Below are 17981 nucleotides of genomic sequence, written 5' to 3' on the forward strand. Positions count from 1 at the left end.
CCGGGCCGCGGCTTCAAACCGTCAGATAGCCCCCGTCCACCGGCAGCACCGCTCCGGTGACGAAGCGGGCGGCGTCGGAGGCGAGGAAGAGCACCACGCCCGCGACATCCCGCGGCTCGCCCCAGCGGCCCATCGGCGTGCGCGCCAGGATGGCGTCGGAGCGTTCGCCGCTCTCGACCAGCGGGCGGGTGAGTTCCGTGGCGATCCAGCCCGGCGCGACGGCGTTGACGCGCACGCCCTCGGGCGCCCACGCCGCCGCCAGCGATTTGGTGAGTTGCGCCACGCCGCCCTTCGAGGCCGAGTAGCCCGGCACGTAGGGGGAGCCGAAGAAGGACAGCATCGAGGCGGTGTTGACGATCGAGCCGCCGGACGCGGCCAGCTTGTCCTTGGCCGCCAGGCACATGCGCATGGTGCCGGTGAGGTTGACCGCGATCGTGCGCTCGAATCCGTCCATGGTGAACTCGACGCCGTCGCGCAGCAGGATTCCGGCGCAGTTGACCACAAGATCCAGCCGTTCGCAGCCGGCGAGCGCCGCGTCGACCGAGGCCTGCTCGGTGACATCGAGGAGGATCGGGTCGATCGAGGGGTGCGCCGCAAAGCCCCCGATCTCCTCCAGCGAGATGCCGCCGGCGCGCACGCGCCAGCCCGCTTCGGCCAGGGCGCGCGCGACTCCCTCGCCGATGCCGCGCGTCCCTCCGGTCACCAGCGCGACCTTGCCCGTGCCCGTGCCGTCCTCGCCTGTCATCTTCTGCTCCGTCCACCCGCCTCAACCGGTTTAGGACGCGACCCGCGTCGGTGGCAAGCGCGGCAGGCCCACGCCAGAGCCGCCATTTCACGCCAGCCACGCCCGCGCCGGCGGCCGCATCCGCCGAGGCCTGTTGACACCCGCCGCGCCGCCCTCTTTGCTGGCTCGGTCGCGGCCATGGGCTCGGACGCGGCGGGGGCGGCAGGCGCGTGCGCTATTCGATATTTTCCGTCTTGCGGGAAGCGTTCAACGGGCAGCGGGGCTGGCGTCCGGCCTGGCGGGAGCCCGATCCCAAACCGGCTTACGACGTGGTCATCGTCGGGGGCGGCGGCCACGGCCTCGCCACCGCCTACTACCTCGCCAAGGTGCATGGGCTGCGCAACATCGCCGTGGTCGAGCGCGGCTATCTCGGCTCGGGCAATGTCGGGCGCAACACGACCATCGTCCGCTCGAACTATCTGCTGCCCGGCAACACGCCGTTCTACGAGTGGTCGCTGAAGCTCTGGGAAGGGCTGGAGCAGGACCTGAACTACAACGCGATGGTCAGCCAGCGCGGCGTGCTGAACCTCTGCCACACCGACAGCCAGCGCGACGCCTACGCGCGGCGCGGCAACGCCATGCGGCTGTGCGGCGTCGACGCCGAATTGCTCGACCGCGAGCAGGTCCGCGCTCTCGTTCCCATTCTCGATTTCGACCATGCGCGGTTCCCCATCAAGGGCGGCCTGCTGCAGCGTCGCGGCGGCACGGTGCGACACGACGCCGTGGCGTGGGGCTATGCCCGCGCCGCCGACCAGCGCGGCGTCGACATCATCCAGAACTGCGAAGTCACAGGGATACGGATCGAGGGCGGGCGCATAATCGGCGTCGAAACCACGCGCGGCTTCATCGGGGCGAAGAAGGTCGGCCTGGCCTGCGCCGGCCGCACTTCGCAAGTGGCTGCGATGGCCGGCCTGCGGCTGCCGATCGAGAGCCACGTGCTCCAGGCCTTCGTCTCGGAGGGCGTCAAGCCGCTGCTGCACCACGTCGTCACCTTCGGGGCGGGGCATTTCTACGTCAGCCAGTCCGACAAGGGAGGCCTCGTGTTCGGCGGCGACATCGACGGCTACAACTCCTACGCCCAGCGGGGCAACCTCCCCACCATCGAGGACGTGATGGAGGAAGGCTTCGCGCTGATCCCCTCGCTCGGCCGGCTGCGGGTGCTGCGCCACTGGGGCGGCATCATGGACATGAGCATGGACGGCTCGCCGATCATCGACCGAACGCCGGTCGAAGGCCTGTATCTCAATTGCGGCTGGTGCTACGGCGGCTTCAAGGCCACGCCGGCCTCCGGCTGGTGCTTCGCCCACACCATCGCCCGCGACGAGCCCCATCCCCTCAACGCCGCCTATCGCCTCGATCGGTTCGCCACCGGCGCGCTGATCGACGAAAAGGGCTCCGGCGCGCAGCCCAATCTGCACTGAGGGCCCGGCATGCGCATCACCTGCCCACACTGCGGCGAACGCGGCAACGAGGAATTCGCCTATCTCGGCGACGCCACCGTGCGCCGGCCGGATGACGCCGGCGCGGCGCGGCCCGGCGCGCCGGAGTTCGAGCGGTGGATGGACTACGTCTATCTTCGCGACAACCCCGCCGGGCGGCACCGCGAACTCTGGCAGCACGTGCACGGCTGCCGCGCCTGGCTGGTGGTGACGCGCGACATCTCCACCCACGCCATCTTTTCGGTGGAGGACGCGCGCGCCGCGGCGCTGGCCCGACCCTCCCTCGTCGCCCGTGACGCCGCGTCATGACTCGCTCCGAAACGCCGAGCCCCCTGCCCTTTCGCCTCCCCGCCGGCGGGCTGATCGACCGTTCGACGGAGATCCGCTTCAGCTTCGACGGGCGAAGCTACGCCGGCCATCCCGGCGATACGCTCGCCTCGGCGCTGCTCGCCAATGGCGTGAGGCTCGTCGGCCGCTCGTTCAAGTACCACCGGCCGCGCGGCCTGCTCTCGGCCGGGCCGGAAGAGCCGAACGGACTCGTGGAGCTGCGCGCCGGGGCGCGGCGCGAGCCGAACACCCGCGCCACCGTGGCGGAGCTCTACGACGGGCTGGAGGCGACCAGCCAGAACCGCTGGCCCTCGCTGCGCTTCGACCTGATGAGCCTCAACCAGCTCGCCGCGCCCATCCTTTCGGCCGGGTTCTACTACAAGACGTTCATGTGGCCCGCGGCGCTGTGGGAAAAGCTCTACGAGCCGATGATCCGCCGCGCCGCCGGCCTCGGCCGCGCCGCCGAAGCGCCGGACCCCGACCGGTACGAGAAGGCGACGGCGCATTGCGACGTTCTGGTGGTTGGCGGCGGCCCGGCCGGGCTGGCGGCCGCGCTGGCCGCCGCGCGCACCGGTGCGCGCGTGATCCTCGCCGACGAGGATTTCCGGCTCGGCGGCCGGCTGCTCGCCGAAGCGCAGACGATCGACGGGCGGCCGGCGCTCGAGTGGGCGGCGCTGGCCGAGGCCGAGCTGGAGGCCGCGCCCGAGGTCCGCATTTTCCGCCGCACCACGGTGTTCGGCGCCTACGATCACGGCGCCTATGGGGCGGTGGAGCGCGTCAACGACCACGTCGCCACGCCGCCCGCGTACGAGCCACGCCAGCGCCTGTGGCGATTCGTGGCGGAGAGATGCGTGCTCGCCGCGGGGGCCATCGAGCGTCCGCTGGTGTTCCCGGGCAATGACCGCCCGGGCGTGATGCTGGCCGGCGCGGTGCGCACCTACGCCCACCGCTACGGCGTGGCGGCCGGCCGCGAGGCCGTGGTGTTCTCGACCGGCGACGACGCGCTGCGCACGGCGCGGGAGCTGGCGGCGGGCGGCGTCACTGTGGCGGCCTGGGTCGACGCGCGCCGCGAGCCGCCCGACGCGTTGCGCGAGGCCGTCCAGGAGCTCGGAGCGCCCTTCTATCCGGACGGGGCGATCACGGCCGTGCACGGCCGCACATCGATCCAGGCGGTCGACATCCGCACGCCGCTGTTCCAGACGACGCTGGAGTGCGACCTCGTCGCCATGTCCGGCGGCTGGTCGCCGACGCTGCACCTCACCTCGCATCTCGGCGGCAGGCCGGTCTGGGACGAGGCGCTGGGGGCCTACCGTCCCGGCGCGCCGCCGCCCGGCATGAGCGTCGCGGGCGCGGCCGCCGGAGGCATGACGTTGCGCGAGTGCCTGGCCACCGGCGGGCGGCTCGGCCTTGAGGCGGCGCGCGCCGCGGGTTTCGAGGGCACGGACGCGCCGCCGCCCGTCGCCTGGCCGGAAAGCGCCGCCGCCGCGACGCTGTGGCGCGGGCCCACCGGCAAGGGCAAGGCGTTCGTCGACTTCCAGAACGACGTCACCGACGCCGACCTCGAACTCGCCGAGCGCGAGGGCTACCGCTCGGTCGAGCACGCCAAGCGATACACGACGCTCGGCATGGCGACCGACCAGGGCAAGACGTCGGGCGTCAACGCGGTCGGCATTCTGGCCGGGCTGCGCGGCCAGGGCATGGCCGAGACGGGCACGACGACGTTCCGCCCCCCCTACACGCCGGTCTCGTTCGGCGCGATGGGCGGCCACCACCGGGGCAAGGAATTCCGGCCGACGCGGCGCACCGCCGCGCACGCATGGGCGGCCGAGCAGGGCGCGTCCTTCGTCGAGAGCGGCGTCTGGTTGCGCGCCGAATGGTTCACCCGCCCCGGCGAGACCGACTGGATGCAGAGCTGCGCCCGCGAAGTCGCGACCGTGCGCGGCGCGGTCGGCATATGCGACGTCTCCACGCTCGGCAAGATCGACATCCAGGGGCCGGACGCGGCCGCGCTGCTCGACCGGCTCTACACCGGCACGTTCTCCACGCTGCCCGTGGGCCGCGCGCGCTATGGGCTGATGCTGCGCGAGGACGGCTTCGTGTTCGACGACGGCACCACCGCCCGGCTCGGGGCCGAGCACTATCTCATGACCACCACCACCGCCAACGCCGGCAAGGTGATGCAGCACATCGAGTTCGCGCTGCAATGGCTGTGGCCGGAGCTGGACGCGCAGGCGGTCTCCGTCACCGAGCAATGGGCGCAGTTCGCCGTCGCGGGGCCGCGCTCGCGGGAGTTGCTGGCGCGCGTGGTGGCGGAGGACGTGTCGAACGAAGCCGTCCCGTTCATGGCCGCCCTTCCGGTGACGCTGCCCGGCGGCGTGCGCGGGCGGCTGTTCCGCATCTCCTTCTCCGGCGAGTTGGCCTACGAGATCGGCGCGCCCTCCTCCTACGGTGAGGCGCTGGCGCGGGCGTTGATGGAGGCGGGGCGCGATCTCGGCGTCGCTCCCTACGGCCTCGAGGCGCTCAACGTCATGCGCATCGAGAAGGGCCACGTCGCCGGCGGCGAGCTCAACGGCCAGACGACGGCGCGCGACCTCGGCCTGCAGAAAATGGTCTCGACGAAGAAGGACTTCATCGGCCGCGTGATGGCGCAGCGGCCGGCGCTGGTCGCGCCGGACCGCCCGGCGCTGGTCGGCTGGAAGTCGGCCGACCCGTCCGTGCGCGTCTCGGCCGGCGCGCATTTCCTCGACGTCGGCGCGGCGGCGAGCATGGAGAACGACCTCGGCTACGTCACCGCCGCCGCGTGGTCGGCGCATGCCGGCGGCTGGATCGGCCTCGGCCTCATGAAGCACGGGCCCGAGCGCATCGGAGAGACGGTGCGCGCCTGGGACGCGGTGCGCGGGCGCGACACGCCGGTGACGCTGTGCGCGCCCTGCTTCTACGATCCGCAAGGGGAGCGCCTGCGTGGCTGAGATCGCCCTGTCACCACCCCTCTCCGCCTTCGCGGCGCTGGCCCGCCACGGCCGCCACGGCCGCGCCGAAGGCCCGGCCGGAGTCGTCGTCGAGGAGCTTCGCGGGCTGGCGCTGGCCACCGTGATCGCCCGAAAAGGCCGCGCAGCCGACCTGGCCGCCGCCTGCCGCGCCTCCTTTGGCGTCGAGCCCGCCTCGACGCCGCGCCGCACGGCGAAAGACGGACTGGCCGTCGTGTGGTCCGGCCCCGGGCAGTGGCTCGCCGTCGCCGAGAAGGGCCACCCGCTCACCGCCGGCGGCGCGGACGGGCTCGCCGACGCCCTGCGCGGCGCGCTGGCGGGCCTCGCCTCGGTCACCGACCAGAGCGACGCGCGCGGCGCGCTGCGCCTCTCCGGGCCGCGCGTGCGCGACGCCCTGGCCAAGGGCCTCGCGCTCGACCTGCATCCACGCGCCTTCCGACCCGGCGACGCCGCCTCCACATGGTGCGCGCTGATCGACGTGCAGCTCTGGCAGGTCGACGCCGCGCCCACATACGACCTGCTGGTCGCGCGGGGATTCGCCGGCAGTTTTTGGCATTGGCTGGAGGCGAGCGCGGCGGAATTCGGGCTCGAAGTGCGCTGAAATCCGCCTAGCATCCACCTCGATGCTGCGTTCCACGGGGGTGTTGCGTTATTCTTCGGGGCGCGTGACAACACACGCCTGAGCCCGGAGGCCAACATGTCCGACACCTCGTCCGTCCCAACCCCCGCTTGTGGCGGCGCCCCCGGCGTCACGCGGCGCGACGTGGTGGTGGGCGTCGGCGCGGCCCTGGGCGCGGCGGCCTTCGGAGCGGAGCCGGCGCACGCCCAGGCGGCGCGTGTCCGACTGCGGCTGATGGCCACGACGGACCTGCACGTCAACGTGCTGCCCTACGACTATTACCGCGACAAGCCGGACGACACGGTCGGCCTCTCCCGCACCGCCAGCCTGGTCGCGGCGGCCCGCGCCGAGCATCCCAACCCGCTGCTGTTCGACAATGGCGACCTCATCCAGGGCAGCCCGATGGGCGACTACATCGCCTACCAGCGGGGCATGAAAGCGGGCGACGTCCACCCGATGTTCGCCGGCATGAACACGCTGGACTATGTGTGCGCCACGCTGGGCAACCATGAGTTCAACTACGGCCTGTCCTTTCTCGGATTCTCGCTGGGCAGCGCCAAGTTCCCGTTCGTCTGCGCCAACGCGATCAAGGCCGACGGCACGCCGCTGGTGAGGCCGTTCATGGTGTTCGACCGCGAGGTGGAGGACGATTCCGGCGGCAAGCAGCGCCTGCGCGTCGGCGTGATCGGCTTCGTGCCGCCGCAGATCGTGCAGTGGGACCAGGGCCATCTCGCCGGCAAGGTGACGACGCTCGACATCGTCGAGGCCGCGCAGCGCCACGTGCCCGAGTTGCGCCGCCAATGCGACGTGCTGCTGGCGCTATGCCACTCCGGCATCGAAGGCGGCGAGCGCAAGGGCGGCGAGGAGAACGCGGCGCTGCACCTCGCCCGCGTGCCGGGCATCGACGCGATATTCACGGGCCACCAGCACAAGGTGTTCCCAGGCAAGGATTTCGCCGGCATTCCGGGCGTCGATGCCGAAAAGGGCACGCTGCACGGCGTCCCGACCGTGATGGCCGGCTTCTGGGGCAGCCACCTCGGCGTTATCGACCTCGAGCTCGCCAAGTCGGACGAGGGCTGGCGCGTCGCCGGTTTCCGCTCCGAGGCCCGGCCCATCTACGAGCGCAAGGACCGCGCCGTCGTCGCCCTCGTCAAGGACGCGCCCGCCGTGGTCGAAGCCGTGCGGGGCGACCACGAAGGCACGCTCGACTATGTCCGCCAGCCCGTCGGCGAGGCCAAGAACCCGATCAACTCGTTCTTCGCGCTCGTCACCGACGACCCGTCGGTGCAGATCGTCTCGCTGGCGCAGACCTGGTACGTGTCGCAGCTCGCCGCGACCGATCCGGCGCTGAAGGACCTGCCGGTGCTCTCCGCCGCGGCGCCTTTCAAGGCGGGCGGGCGTGGCGGGCCGGACTACTACACCGACGTGAAGGCCGGCCCGGTCGCCATCAAGGACGTGGCCGACATCTATCTCTACCCCAACACCGTGCGCGCGGTGAAAGTCACCGGCGCGGAGGTTCGCGAGTGGCTGGAGCGCTCGGCCGGGCTGTTCAACCGCATCGACCCCGCCCGCACCGACGAGCAGGAGCTGATCAACCCCGCGTTCCCGCCCTTCAACTTCGACATCATTGACGGCGTCACGTACCAGATCGACGTCACCCAGCCCTCGCGCTACGGCGAGGACGGCAAGGTGATCGCGCCGGACGCGCATCGCATCGTCGACCTGCGCTACAAGGGCCAGCCGATCGACGACAAGGCCTCGTTCCTCGTGGCCACCAACAATTACCGCGCGGGCGGCGGCGGCAACTTCCCCGGCGCGAACGGCAAGACCATCGTCATCGACGCCCCGGACACCAACCGCGACGTGATCGTGCGCTACATCGTGGCCCAGAAGGTCATCGACCCCGTGGCGGACAACAACTGGCGTATCGCGCCGCTGCCTCCGGGCGTGAAGGTGACGTTTGTCAGCGCGCCGCAGGCCGCAAAGGCGATTCCCAAGGGCTTGCGCGTGAAACCGCTCGGCGACGCGCCCGGCGGGTTTTCCAAGTTCGCCCTAGAAACGGGGGCCTGACCCGGGTCAGTCCCTGTCGGGCTCCATGGCCCGCACGAAGGCCCGGAGCGCCTCGTTGATGCGCCGCTCCGGGTTCTGCCCGGCGGCGCGGAAGAACGCCACGATGTCGGCGTCAATGGCCACCGTGACCCGCTCGGCGGCGGGCTTGGCCGGCTCGGCGGCCCTCGGCGGCTCCGGCGCGACCGGGACGGAGAAGCTCAAATCGTCGTCGGCCGGGACTCGGGCAACGGAGCGGATCTCGTCGTCGACGTCGTCGCGGGCTGTTTCGGGTTCTGGGGCGGGAAGCGCCTGAAGGTCGGCGCCGCCGACGATGCGCGGCAGCGGCCCGTCCCAGACGGACGGGAGATGCAGGTCTCCGCGAAGCTCCTTCGGGCTGCTGTCCCGCGGCACGTGTTTTCCTTGCGAATGAAGGTCGACAGATCGACAAAGATAACGCGCGACGCGAAAATTGGTCGCACGAGCGTGTGATGGAAAACGCCCGGATCAGTATCCGGCAAATAGAAACTACGACGGGTCGAAGACCGGTCGCAATGGAGACTTCGGCGTTGAAGTCCGGAAGCCGGCCCGATGGAATCAATCGGCGGCTTGGGAAGCGGCGCGGTCGGCCAGTGTCTCGGCCAGGTGCAGCGCGGAGGCGACCAGTTCCTTGGTATAGGGATGGCTTGGCCGGTCGAGAACGTCTTGCGTCGGGCCTTCCTCGACCACGCGGCCCTTCTGCATCACCAGCACGCGGTCGGTGATGGCCCGCACCACGCCGAGGTCGTGCGAGATGAACAGGTAGGTCAGCCCCATCCGGGCCTGCAGGCCGGCGAGAAGGTCGAGCACCTGGGCGCGGATGGAGACGTCCAGCGCCGAGACCGGCTCGTCGAGCACGATCAGGTCCGGCCGCGTGATCAGCGCGCGGGCGATGGCGAGGCGCTGGCGCTGCCCGCCCGAGAATTCGTGCGGATAGCGTGCCGCGTCGGCGGCCGACAGGCCGACCTCCTCCAGCGCGGCCGCGACACGGGCCTCCCGCTCGCCCGCGGCGAGTTCGCCGCGCAGCAAATGCAGCGGCTCGCCGACGATGCGCCCCGCCGTGTGGCGCGGATCGAAGGAGCCGAAGGGGTCCTGGAAGACGATCTGCACGCGCCGGCGAAAGCGGCGTCGCGCCTCGGCCGCCAGACCGGCGATGCTCTCCCCCATCAGGCGGATCGCCCCGCCCTGCACCGGTTCGAGTCCGAGGATGGCGCGCGCCAGCGTCGATTTTCCACAGCCGGACTCGCCGACCAGCCCGACGCTCTCGCCACGCCGGACGGCGAAGCTCACCCCGTCCACCGCGCGAAGGCGTGGGGCCGGCGCGAACAGGCGCGTGCGCGGCAGCGTGTAGTCGCGCACCGCCCCGTCGACGTCCAGCACCGTCTCCGCGCCGGCCGGCGACGGCTCGCGCGCCGGCGCGTGGCTCGACGCCGCCAGCAGGGCCCGGGAATAGGGGTGCCGCATGCTGCGGAAGAAGCTGGCGGCCGGGCCCTGCTCGACGATTTCGCCGCGCCGCATCACCGCGATCTCGTCCGCCATCGCGCCGATCACCGCGAGATCGTGGCTGATCAGCAGCAGCCCGGCCCCGTCCTGCGCCACGAGGTCGCGCAGCAGTCGCAGCACCTGCGCCTGCGTCGTCACGTCGAGCGCCGTCGTCGGCTCGTCGGCGATGACGAGGCCAGGCGACAGCGCGACCGCCATGCCGATGACGACGCGCTGGCGCTGGCCGCCGGAGAGCTCGTGCGGGTAGCGGGTCGGCGGCACGCGCGAGGCGGGCATGCCGACGCGCTCCAGCACGAGGCGGGCCCGCTCGCGCGCCTCGTCGCGCCCCAGGCCGAGATGCAGGCGAAAGCCCTCGGCCACCTGGTCGCCGATCGTCCTGAGCGGATTGAGCGCTGTCATCGGCTCCTGAAACACCATGCCGATTTCGCGGCCGCGCACGCGGCACATCTCCGGCTCGCCGAGGCCGAGCAGGTCGCGTCCGCCGAAGTCGATCCGGCCGCGCGTCACGGACCCACGCGGCAGCAGGCGCATGGCGGCGAGCGACGTCATCGACTTGCCTGAGCCCGACTCGCCCACCAGCCCCGTCACGCGGCCGGGCCGCACCTCGACCGAGACGCCGCGCAGCACGGGAATGCCGTGGATCTCCAGCTCCAGGTTCTCGATCGTCAGGTCCGGCACGCTCAGCGCTCCCGGGCGAGGCGCGGATCGGCGAGGTCGCGCAAACCGTCGCCGAGCAGGTTGAGGCCGAGCACCGTGGCGATGATGGCGAAGCCGGGGATCAGCGCGAGGCGCGGAGCGAGCGCCATCAGCGTCTGCGCCTCGTTGAGCATGCGGCCCCAGCTCGGATTGGGCGGCTGCACGCCCAGCCCGATATAGGACAACGCGGCTTCGGCCAGGATGCCGAGCGAGAGCTGAATTGTGGCCTGCACGATCAGCACGCCGACGAGGTTGGGCAGGATGTGCTCGACGGTGATCAGCGTCGGCCCCTTTCCGGAGGTGCGCGCCGCCATGACGAAGTCGCGCGTCCACAGCGGCAACGCCGCGCCGTAGGCCACGCGCGCGAACACCGGCACGTTGAAGACGCCGATGGCGATCATGGCGTTGAGCGTCCCCGGGCCGAACAGCTCGCGCAGCAGGATGGCGATGAGCAGCGCCGGGAAGGCGAAGATGAAGTCGTTGACGCGCATGATCGCCTGGTCGACGCCGCCGCCGCGCTGCTGCGCGGCCAGCAGGCCCAGCGGCACGCCGACGCCGGCTCCGATGCCGATGGCCACGAAGCTCACGGCGATCGAGGTTACCGCGCCGCGCATGATCATCGACAGCGTGTCGCGCCCGTACTGGTCGGTGCCCAGCCAGTGCTCGAGAGAGGGCGGCCTGAGCTTGCCGGGGATGTCGATGGCGGTGGGGTCGTAGGGCGTCCAGACGAGCGACAGAGCCGCCATCAGCGCCACCACGGCGGCGACGGCCATGCCGGCCACGAAGCTCGGATGCCGCAGCGCCCGGCTCGCGAAGCGTTCGGGCCGCCAGGAGAGGGCCGGTTCATTCCCCGCCGCGCTCATCGACGCTTCCGCAGGCGCGGGTCGACCACCGCGTAGGCGAGGTCGACGACGAAGTTCACCAGGATGACGCTGGCGACGAGCAGCATCACCACGCTCTTCACCACGATCACGTCGCGCTGGTTGATCGCCTGGAAGACCAGCCGGCCGAGCCCCGGCAGGTAGAAGACGTTTTCGATGATGATGGTGCCCGCCAGGAGGAAGGAGAACTGCAGCCCCATGATGGTGAGCACGGGGATCAGCGCGTTGCGCAGCGCGTGGCGGCGCAGCGCCTGGCCGGCGCTCAGCCCCTTGGCGCGCGCCGTGCGGACATAGTCGTCGCTCAGCGTCTCCAGGAGCGAAGAGCGCATCACGCGGGCCAGGATCGAGGCCTGCGGCAGCGCCAGCGCCACCGCCGGCAGGACCAGCGCGCGCAGGGCCGGCCAAGGCCCGGCCGCCCAGCCCGGGAAACCGCCCGCCGGGAGCCAGCGCAAGGTGATCGAGAACAGCAGCACCAGCAGCATCGCGAACCAGAAGTTCGGCACGCTGATGCCGATCTGCGTCGCGCCCATGATGCCGAGATCGGCCGCGCTGTTGCGGCGGGCGGCGGCGATCGCGCCGACCGGGATGGCGATCAGCGTCGTCAGCGCGAGCGCCAGCAGCGCCAACGGCAGCGACACCTGCACCCGCTCGGCGACGAGTTCGCGCACGGAGGTGGAATAGGTGTAGCTCGTGCCGAACTCGCCGTGGAGCATGCCCGTCGTCCACTCGACGTAGCGGTCGAAGGCCGGTCGGTTCAGTCCCATCTGCTGGCGCAGGGCGGCCACGGTATCCGGCCGCGCGTTGGTGCCGAGCATCACCTCCGCCGGATCACCCGGCAGCACCTCCATGGCGAGAAACACGACGACGCTCGCTGCTGCGAGCGTCATCGCCAGGCCGGCCAGCCGGCGCAGCACGAAGTCCAGCATCGCGACGCTCCGTTCGCGTCAGCCGGCCGCGGTCAGTCCTCCCAGGCGACCTCGGTAAGGTCGTTACACGGGATCGGCACGTTCTCCCACAGGCCCTTGAGCTTGGCGTTCCAGACGCCGCTCTTGGGCAGCAGGAAGAGGAACACGTTGACGGCGTCGTCGGCCAGCATCGTCTGCGCCTTGCCGTAGAGCTCGAGCCGCTTGGCCTGGTCCAGCGTGACGCTCAGCTCCGCCATCAGCGCCCGGTAGGCCTGGCTCTTGTAGTCGAAGTAGTAGTCGTCGCGGGCATAGATATCGAGGTCCAGCGGCTCGACATGCGAGATGATCGTCAGGTCGTAGTTCTTCTGCTTGAAGACGTCGGAGAGCCACTGCGCCCACTCCATGGGCACGATCTCGGCCTCGATCCCGACCTTCTTGAGCTGCGAGGCGATGATCTCGCCGGAGCGGCGGGCATATTCCGGCGGCGGCAGGACGAGCTTCATCTTCGTCCCCTCGGCGACGCCGGCCTCCTTGAGCAGCGCCTTCGCCTTGGCGATGTCGTAGGGGTACTTGCCGGTCAGGTCGACATAGCCTGGGTCCTGCGGCGCGAAGTGCGAGCCGATCGGCTTGGCGATGCCGTACATGGCCCCGTCGATCACCGCCTTGCGGTCGACCGCCATCGAGATCGCCCGGCGCACGCGAATGTCGTCGAAAGGCTTGCGGCCATTGTTCATGGCCATGATCGTCTTGCCCTCGGTGTTGCCGACGACGACCTTGAAGCGCGGATCGGCGCGGAACTGGTCCAGCACCTCGGGCGCGGGATAGATCGGGAAGGCGTCGACGTCTCCGGCCATCAGCGCGGCGAACGAGGCCTGCGAATCGCCGATGACCTTGAACGTCGCCTTGTCGAGCTTGATCGCCGGGCCCCAGTAGTTCGGGTTCCTGGTCAGCTCCAGGCTGGTGCCCTTGGACCAACGCTCGAACTTGAACGGCCCGGTGCCGATGGGCTTGGTCTTGGCGTCGGCGGCGCTGGCCGGCGACAGGATCACCGCGGCGGGCATGCCCATGTTCCACAGGAACAGGCCGGTGGGCCGCTTCAAGGTCACTTTCACCGTGTTCGCGTCGACGACGTCGACGGATTCGATGGGTTCGAACAGGGCCTTCTGGGGGTTGACGCTGTCGGCCGCCCGCGCGCGGTCGTAGGAGAACTTCACCGCCTCGGCGGTGAACGGCGCGCCGTCGTGGAAGGTCGCGCCCTTGCGCAGGGTGAAGACGTAGGTCTTTCCGTCCGCCGAGATGTCCCACTTCTCGGCCAGAGCGGGCTTCACGCCGGCGTTGCGGTCGATGCGGGTCAGGCCCTCGAAGACGTTGGCGTAGACGATCTCGCCGATCGCCGCCGCCGCGCCGGCGGTGGGGTCGAGGTGCGGCGGCTCGAGGCGAACGCCCACGATCACGTCCTTTCGGGCCGCGGCCCAGGCCGGCAGCGCGGAGAGCGTCGATGCGACGACGACGGAGCCGGTGACGAAGGTCCTGCGGGTCAACATGGCGGCGATCTCCCCTGCGCGCGGCGTCTGCGGGCCGTGCGCTTATCTAGACGCAAGCTGAGCGTCTCGTCGAGGGAGACCGGCGCGTGCGGCGGGGGCGAAAGGTCAACCGGGACACCACTTGCCGCGCCGGGGCGGGGAGGCCAGAGTGCGGCGGCGCGGCGCGGCGGGTCTGGCCGGGCGCGAGAAATTGTCTGGAGGAACGTCATGTCCGAAGCGCAACTCGGCGCGCCCCCCTTCGAGGTTATCGACAAGAGGTTCGCGGCGCTGGTGAACGGCGTCGCCAAGCTGGAGCGGCTCTACACCGGCTGCCGCTGGGCGGAGGGGCCGGCCTACTTCGCCGCGGGGCGATATCTTGTATGGTCCGACATCCCCAACAACAGGATCATGCGGTGGGACGAGACCGACGGCAGCGTGTCGGTGTTCCGGGAGCCCTCCAACAACACCAACGGCCACACGGTCGACCGGCAGGGGCGGCTGGTGAGTTGCGAGCACCTCGGACGGCGGGTGTCGCGGACCGAGTTCGACGGCAGGATCACCGTGCTGGCGGACCGCTACCAGGGTAAAAAGCTCAATTCTCCCAACGATGTAGTCGTGAAATCCGACGGCTCGGTGTGGTTCACCGACCCGGCCTACGGCATCGACTGGGACTACGAGGGAGAGCGCGCCGAGAGCGAGATCGGCCGCTGCAACGTCTACCGCATCGACCCCGCCTCGGGCGACGTCGCGCTCGTCGCGGACGACTTCGAGCGCCCCAACGGCCTGGCGTTTTCGCCTGACGAATCAAAGCTTTACATCGCCGATACGGGAGCGACCCACGTCGAGGACGGGCCGCGCCATATCCGCGTTTTCAACGTCGGAGAGGGGGGCAAGCTAAAGGGCGGCGAGGTCTTTGCGACCTGCACCGCCGGGTTGTTCGATGGGTTTCGGGTCGACGAGGACGGGCGAATCTGGACGTCGGCGGCAGACGGCGTCCATTGCTACGAGCCGGACGGCACGTTGATCGGAAAAATCCGCGTGCCCGAAGTCGTCGCGAATGTCTGCTTCGGCGGGCTGCGCCGGAACCGACTGTTCATCTGTGGAACGACTTCGCTGTACAGCTACTACACGCTCGTCCGTGGAGCGAAGACTTACTGACGACCGTCAGCGCAGGCCGAAGAACGACAGGACCGCGATGACGACGACGATAAGTCCGACGATATAGATGACGCTGTTCATGGCGAGGCTCTCCCTTCGAATGCCCCGTCAATGCTTGAACGGGCCGGCGCGTTCCCCGGACGCGCCGGCGAGTTCCTAGGAACCGTCGCGAAAGAACCCGTCTTCGGCCGCGCATTCGGGCCGAATTCGGCGCGGAAAACCGCCGCGATCGACATTTCCGAAACGCGATCGAAACTTCGGGTCGAATTCCGACGCCGGCGGCTCAGTCCAGCATGGAAAGCGACCGCGTGAAGAAGTCGCGCCCGCCGAAATTGCCGGACTTCAGCGCCAGCGCGATGCGGTGGCCGTCGGCGGCGAGAGTCCATGGCACGCCCGGGTCGATCTCGGGGCCGATCTCCAGCATCGTCACCCCCAGCGCGCCGACCACCGCGCCGGAGGTCTCGCCGCCGGCCACGACGAGGCGCGAGACGCCGGCCTCGACGAGCCCTCGCGCCACCTCGCCCAGCAACCGCTCGACCATCGCGCCGGACGCCTCGCGGCCGAACCGCTCCTGGATGGCGCGCACCGCCTCGGGCTCGGCGGTGGAGTAGACGAGCACCGGCGTCGCGCCGAGCCGCGGCTTGGCCCAGGCCAGCACGTCGGCGGCGCTCAGGCGGCCTTCCGCCAGCGCCACGGGGTCGATGGCGAAGGCCGGCACGCCGCGCTCCTCGGCGTCGCGCACCTGCCCGCGCGTCGCCGCCGAGCAGCTTCCCGCCAGCACCGCCGAGAGGCCGCGCGGGGCCGCGAACGGCGCAGCCGCAGCGGCCGGGCGCAGCAGGCCGGCCCGGCGGAAATTCTCCGGCAGCCCGAGCGCGATGCCGGAGCCGCCGGTCAGCAGCGGCGCGCCATCGAAGGCTTCGCCCAGCGTGCGCAGGTCCGCGTCGGTCACGGCGTCGGCGACGCCGATGGCGGCCCCGTCCTTGGCCAGCGCCTCGAACGCCGCGCGCGTCGCCGCCGCGCCCTTGGCCACGGTCTGGTACGGCACGAGGCCGACCGGAAGGCGCGTCTGGCGGCCGAGCACGCGCACGAGGTTGGCGTCGCGCATCGGCGTCAGCGGGTGATCCTTCATCGGGCTGTCGGAGAGCAGCGCGGAGCCGACGAAGAGGTGGCCCTGATACACCGAGCGCCCGTTGGCGGGGAAGGCCGGGCAGGCGATCGTGTAGGCGGCTCCGAGCCGCGCCATCAACGCCTCCGCCACCGGGCCGATATTGCCCCGGTCGGTGGAATCGAAGGTCGAGCAATACTTGAACAGGATCTGCCGCGCGCCCGCCCCCAGCAGCGCCTCGCAGGAGGCGAGCGACCACGCCACCGCCTCGTCGGGCGGGTTGGTGCGCGACTTCAGCGACACGACCACGGCGTCGGCGTCCGGCAGCGCGGCGGCGGAAGCGGGCGTGCCCACGGTCTGCACCACGCGCATGCCCTCGCGGGCCAGCATCAGCGCCACGTCGGTCGCGCCCGTGAGGTCGTCGGCGATCACACCCAGCAGCATCGAAATCTCCTACCAGCGCGCGCCGAAGGCTTCGCGCAATTCGTCGATCCGGCTCTCGTCCAGCGGCGGCAGGCGCGCGCCGCGCGTCAGGAAGACGAGCCTGGCGGTCTCCTCCGCCTCCTCCAGCGCCGCCGCGGCGGCGGAGACCGTCTCGTGCCAGAAGGTCGGGCCGATGCGGGCCAGCATCACGCCCCGGCAGGTGCGCACGTGCGGCGTGACGAGTGCGACCGTCTCCGGCGCGCCCGGGCGCGCATAGGGCAGCAGCGGAATGCGGCCGGCCTTCATCACGTGGTAGGGCGTCAGCGGCGGCACGAGGTTGGCCGGGTCGACGCCCGGCGTCAGCGACAGCGCCACCAGGTGCGTCGAGTGGGTATGGACGATGCCGCGCACGGTGGGGTCGGCCGCGTAGATGGCGCGGTGCAGCAGGATGGTCTTGGAGGCGCGGTCGCCGGAGAGCTGCGCGCCGGCGGCGTCGAGCCGCGCCAGCCGCGCCGGGTCGAGGCGGCCGAGGCACGCGTCGGTCGGGGTGATGAGGAAGCCGTCGTCGAGCCGCGCCGAGATGTTGCCGGCCGAGCCCACCGTGTAGCCGCGGTCGAACAGGCTCCGGCCGACCCGGCAGATCTCCTCCCTCAGCGCGGCGTCGCGGCTCATGCGCCCTCCCCTGTCGCGTGGCGCCGCCACACTGCCCCAGAACGACGCCGGCACCAAGCCGCGTTCAGAACGTCAGGAAGGCGTGTTCGGGGGCCATGGTGAACTTCCACTGACGCACCGGGCCGGCCATGACGTTGAGGTAGTAGAGGTCGAAGCCGTGCGGCGCGCCGACGGGGTGGTAGCCGCGCGGCACCAGCACCACGTCGCGGTCGCCCACCGCCATCGTCTCGTCCAGCGAGCGGTCGTCGGTGTAAACGCGCTGCACGGCGAAGCCGCCGGGCCGGGCCAGCCGGTGGTAGTAGGTTTCCTCGAGGTAGGTCTCGCGCGGCGGGTCGTCGACGTCGTGCTTGTGGGGCGGGTAGCTCGACCAGTGGCCGCCCGGCGTGATGACCTCGACGACGAGCAGGCTTTCGGCGTGCGGGGAGCTGTCGGGCAGGATGTTGCGCACGTAGCGCGTGTTGGTGCCCTTGCCGCGCGTCTCCTGCCCCACCTCGTCCGGGCCGATGACGCGCACCGGCTTGCCGCCCTTCGCCGGCGCGGCGCACACGGCCAGCTCGCACGCTCCTTCGGCGGTCGCCGTCCACTCCGCGCCCGGCGGCACGTAGACGGAGGACGGGCTGCCCTCGAAGGGCGAGGCCCGCCCGCCCAGCACGCCGAGGTCCTGGCCGCCGGCGACGATGCGGGCGCGGCCGGAGACCAGCACGAGGCACACCTCGGTCGCGCCGGTGGGGCGCGTCACCGAGGCGCCGGGCGCGAGGTCGTAGACCTCAAAGCCGACATAGGTCCACCCGGCCGATTGCGGCGTGATGGCGTGGACGCGGCCGGCCGCGTCCGGCCTGGCGGGGTGGACGAGCAGGTTGGGCATGGCGGCTCC

15 protein-coding genes are annotated in these 17981 nt (G+C 71.1%); 6 read left to right on the forward strand and 9 right to left on the reverse strand.

Annotated features, from left to right (window positions below):
• Window positions 1-13: 13 nt before the first annotated feature.
• Window positions 14-745, reverse strand: a complete 732-nt coding sequence (locus NK718_RS04040; RefSeq protein ID WP_254738872.1) for an SDR family NAD(P)-dependent oxidoreductase — start codon at window positions 743-745, stop codon at window positions 14-16.
• A gap of 209 nt (window positions 746-954) precedes the next feature.
• Here NK718_RS04040 and NK718_RS04045 point away from each other — a divergent pair, with 209 nt between their 5' ends.
• The 5 genes from NK718_RS04045 (at window position 955) to NK718_RS04065 (ending at window position 8226) form a co-directional block, all read left to right on the forward strand.
• Entirely contained in the window at window positions 955-2205 is a 1251-nt protein-coding gene (locus NK718_RS04045; RefSeq protein WP_254738874.1) for a sarcosine oxidase subunit beta family protein, read from the forward strand.
• A 9-nt stretch (window positions 2206-2214) separates the two neighbouring features.
• Window positions 2215-2532 carry a sarcosine oxidase subunit delta gene (locus tag NK718_RS04050; protein WP_254738876.1) on the forward strand — a complete coding sequence of 106 codons (318 nt, stop codon included), beginning with the start codon at window positions 2215-2217 and terminating at the stop codon, window positions 2530-2532.
• A complete protein-coding gene (locus tag NK718_RS04055; RefSeq protein WP_254738878.1) occupies window positions 2529-5519 on the forward strand; it encodes a sarcosine oxidase subunit alpha family protein in 2991 nt (996 codons plus the stop codon). The genes NK718_RS04050 and NK718_RS04055 overlap by 4 nt, the downstream gene beginning before the upstream one ends.
• Window positions 5512-6138 carry a sarcosine oxidase subunit gamma gene (locus tag NK718_RS04060; protein WP_254738880.1) on the forward strand — a complete coding sequence of 209 codons (627 nt, stop codon included), beginning with the start codon at window positions 5512-5514 and terminating at the stop codon, window positions 6136-6138. Before NK718_RS04055 ends, NK718_RS04060 begins: the two co-directional genes overlap by 8 nt.
• 96 nt (window positions 6139-6234) lie before the next feature.
• Window positions 6235-8226, forward strand: a complete 1992-nt coding sequence (locus NK718_RS04065; RefSeq protein ID WP_254738882.1) for a bifunctional 2',3'-cyclic-nucleotide 2'-phosphodiesterase/3'-nucleotidase — start codon at window positions 6235-6237, stop codon at window positions 8224-8226.
• A 6-nt stretch (window positions 8227-8232) separates the two neighbouring features.
• Here the strand turns inward: NK718_RS04065 and NK718_RS22130 are convergent, their stop codons facing one another.
• From NK718_RS22130 to NK718_RS04090, 5 genes are all read right to left on the reverse strand, one after another.
• Window positions 8233-8616 carry a BrnA antitoxin family protein gene (locus NK718_RS22130; protein ID WP_254738884.1) on the reverse strand — a complete coding sequence of 128 codons (384 nt, stop codon included), beginning with the start codon at window positions 8614-8616 and terminating at the stop codon, window positions 8233-8235.
• A gap of 183 nt (window positions 8617-8799) precedes the next feature.
• Window positions 8800-10422, reverse strand: coding sequence for an ABC transporter ATP-binding protein (locus NK718_RS04075; protein ID WP_254738886.1), 1623 nt, complete (start codon window positions 10420-10422; stop codon window positions 8800-8802).
• Window positions 10423-10424: 2 nt separating this feature from the next.
• Complete coding sequence (locus NK718_RS04080) at window positions 10425-11303, reverse strand: ABC transporter permease (RefSeq protein WP_254738888.1); 879 nt, start codon at window positions 11301-11303, stop codon at window positions 10425-10427.
• Entirely contained in the window at window positions 11300-12247 is a 948-nt protein-coding gene (locus tag NK718_RS04085) for an ABC transporter permease (RefSeq protein ID WP_254738890.1), read from the reverse strand. The genes NK718_RS04080 and NK718_RS04085 overlap by 4 nt, the downstream gene beginning before the upstream one ends.
• A gap of 32 nt (window positions 12248-12279) precedes the next feature.
• Complete coding sequence (locus NK718_RS04090; protein WP_254738892.1) at window positions 12280-13770, reverse strand: ABC transporter substrate-binding protein; 1491 nt, start codon at window positions 13768-13770, stop codon at window positions 12280-12282.
• Between the two features lie 207 nt (window positions 13771-13977).
• Here NK718_RS04090 and NK718_RS04095 point away from each other — a divergent pair, with 207 nt between their 5' ends.
• Window positions 13978-14907: an SMP-30/gluconolactonase/LRE family protein gene (locus NK718_RS04095; protein ID WP_254738894.1), complete on the forward strand. Its 930-nt coding sequence runs from the start codon at window positions 13978-13980 to the stop codon at window positions 14905-14907.
• 283 nt (window positions 14908-15190) lie between these two features.
• Here the strand turns inward: NK718_RS04095 and otnK are convergent, their stop codons facing one another.
• The 3 genes from otnK to iolB all read right to left on the reverse strand — a co-directional run bounded on the left by otnK (window position 15191) and on the right by iolB (window position 17972).
• Window positions 15191-16456: a 3-oxo-tetronate kinase gene (gene otnK, locus NK718_RS04100; protein ID WP_254738896.1), complete on the reverse strand. Its 1266-nt coding sequence runs from the start codon at window positions 16454-16456 to the stop codon at window positions 15191-15193.
• Window positions 16457-16465: 9 nt separating this feature from the next.
• A complete protein-coding gene (gene otnC, locus NK718_RS04105) occupies window positions 16466-17107 on the reverse strand; it encodes a 3-oxo-tetronate 4-phosphate decarboxylase (protein ID WP_254738898.1) in 642 nt (213 codons plus the stop codon).
• 64 nt (window positions 17108-17171) lie between these two features.
• Complete coding sequence (gene iolB / locus NK718_RS04110; protein WP_254738900.1) at window positions 17172-17972, reverse strand: 5-deoxy-glucuronate isomerase; 801 nt, start codon at window positions 17970-17972, stop codon at window positions 17172-17174.
• Between the last annotated feature and the right edge of the window lie 9 nt (window positions 17973-17981).

The organism is Alsobacter ponti, from assembly GCF_024294805.1.
Lineage (GTDB): Bacteria > Pseudomonadota > Alphaproteobacteria > Rhizobiales > Beijerinckiaceae > Alsobacter > Alsobacter ponti.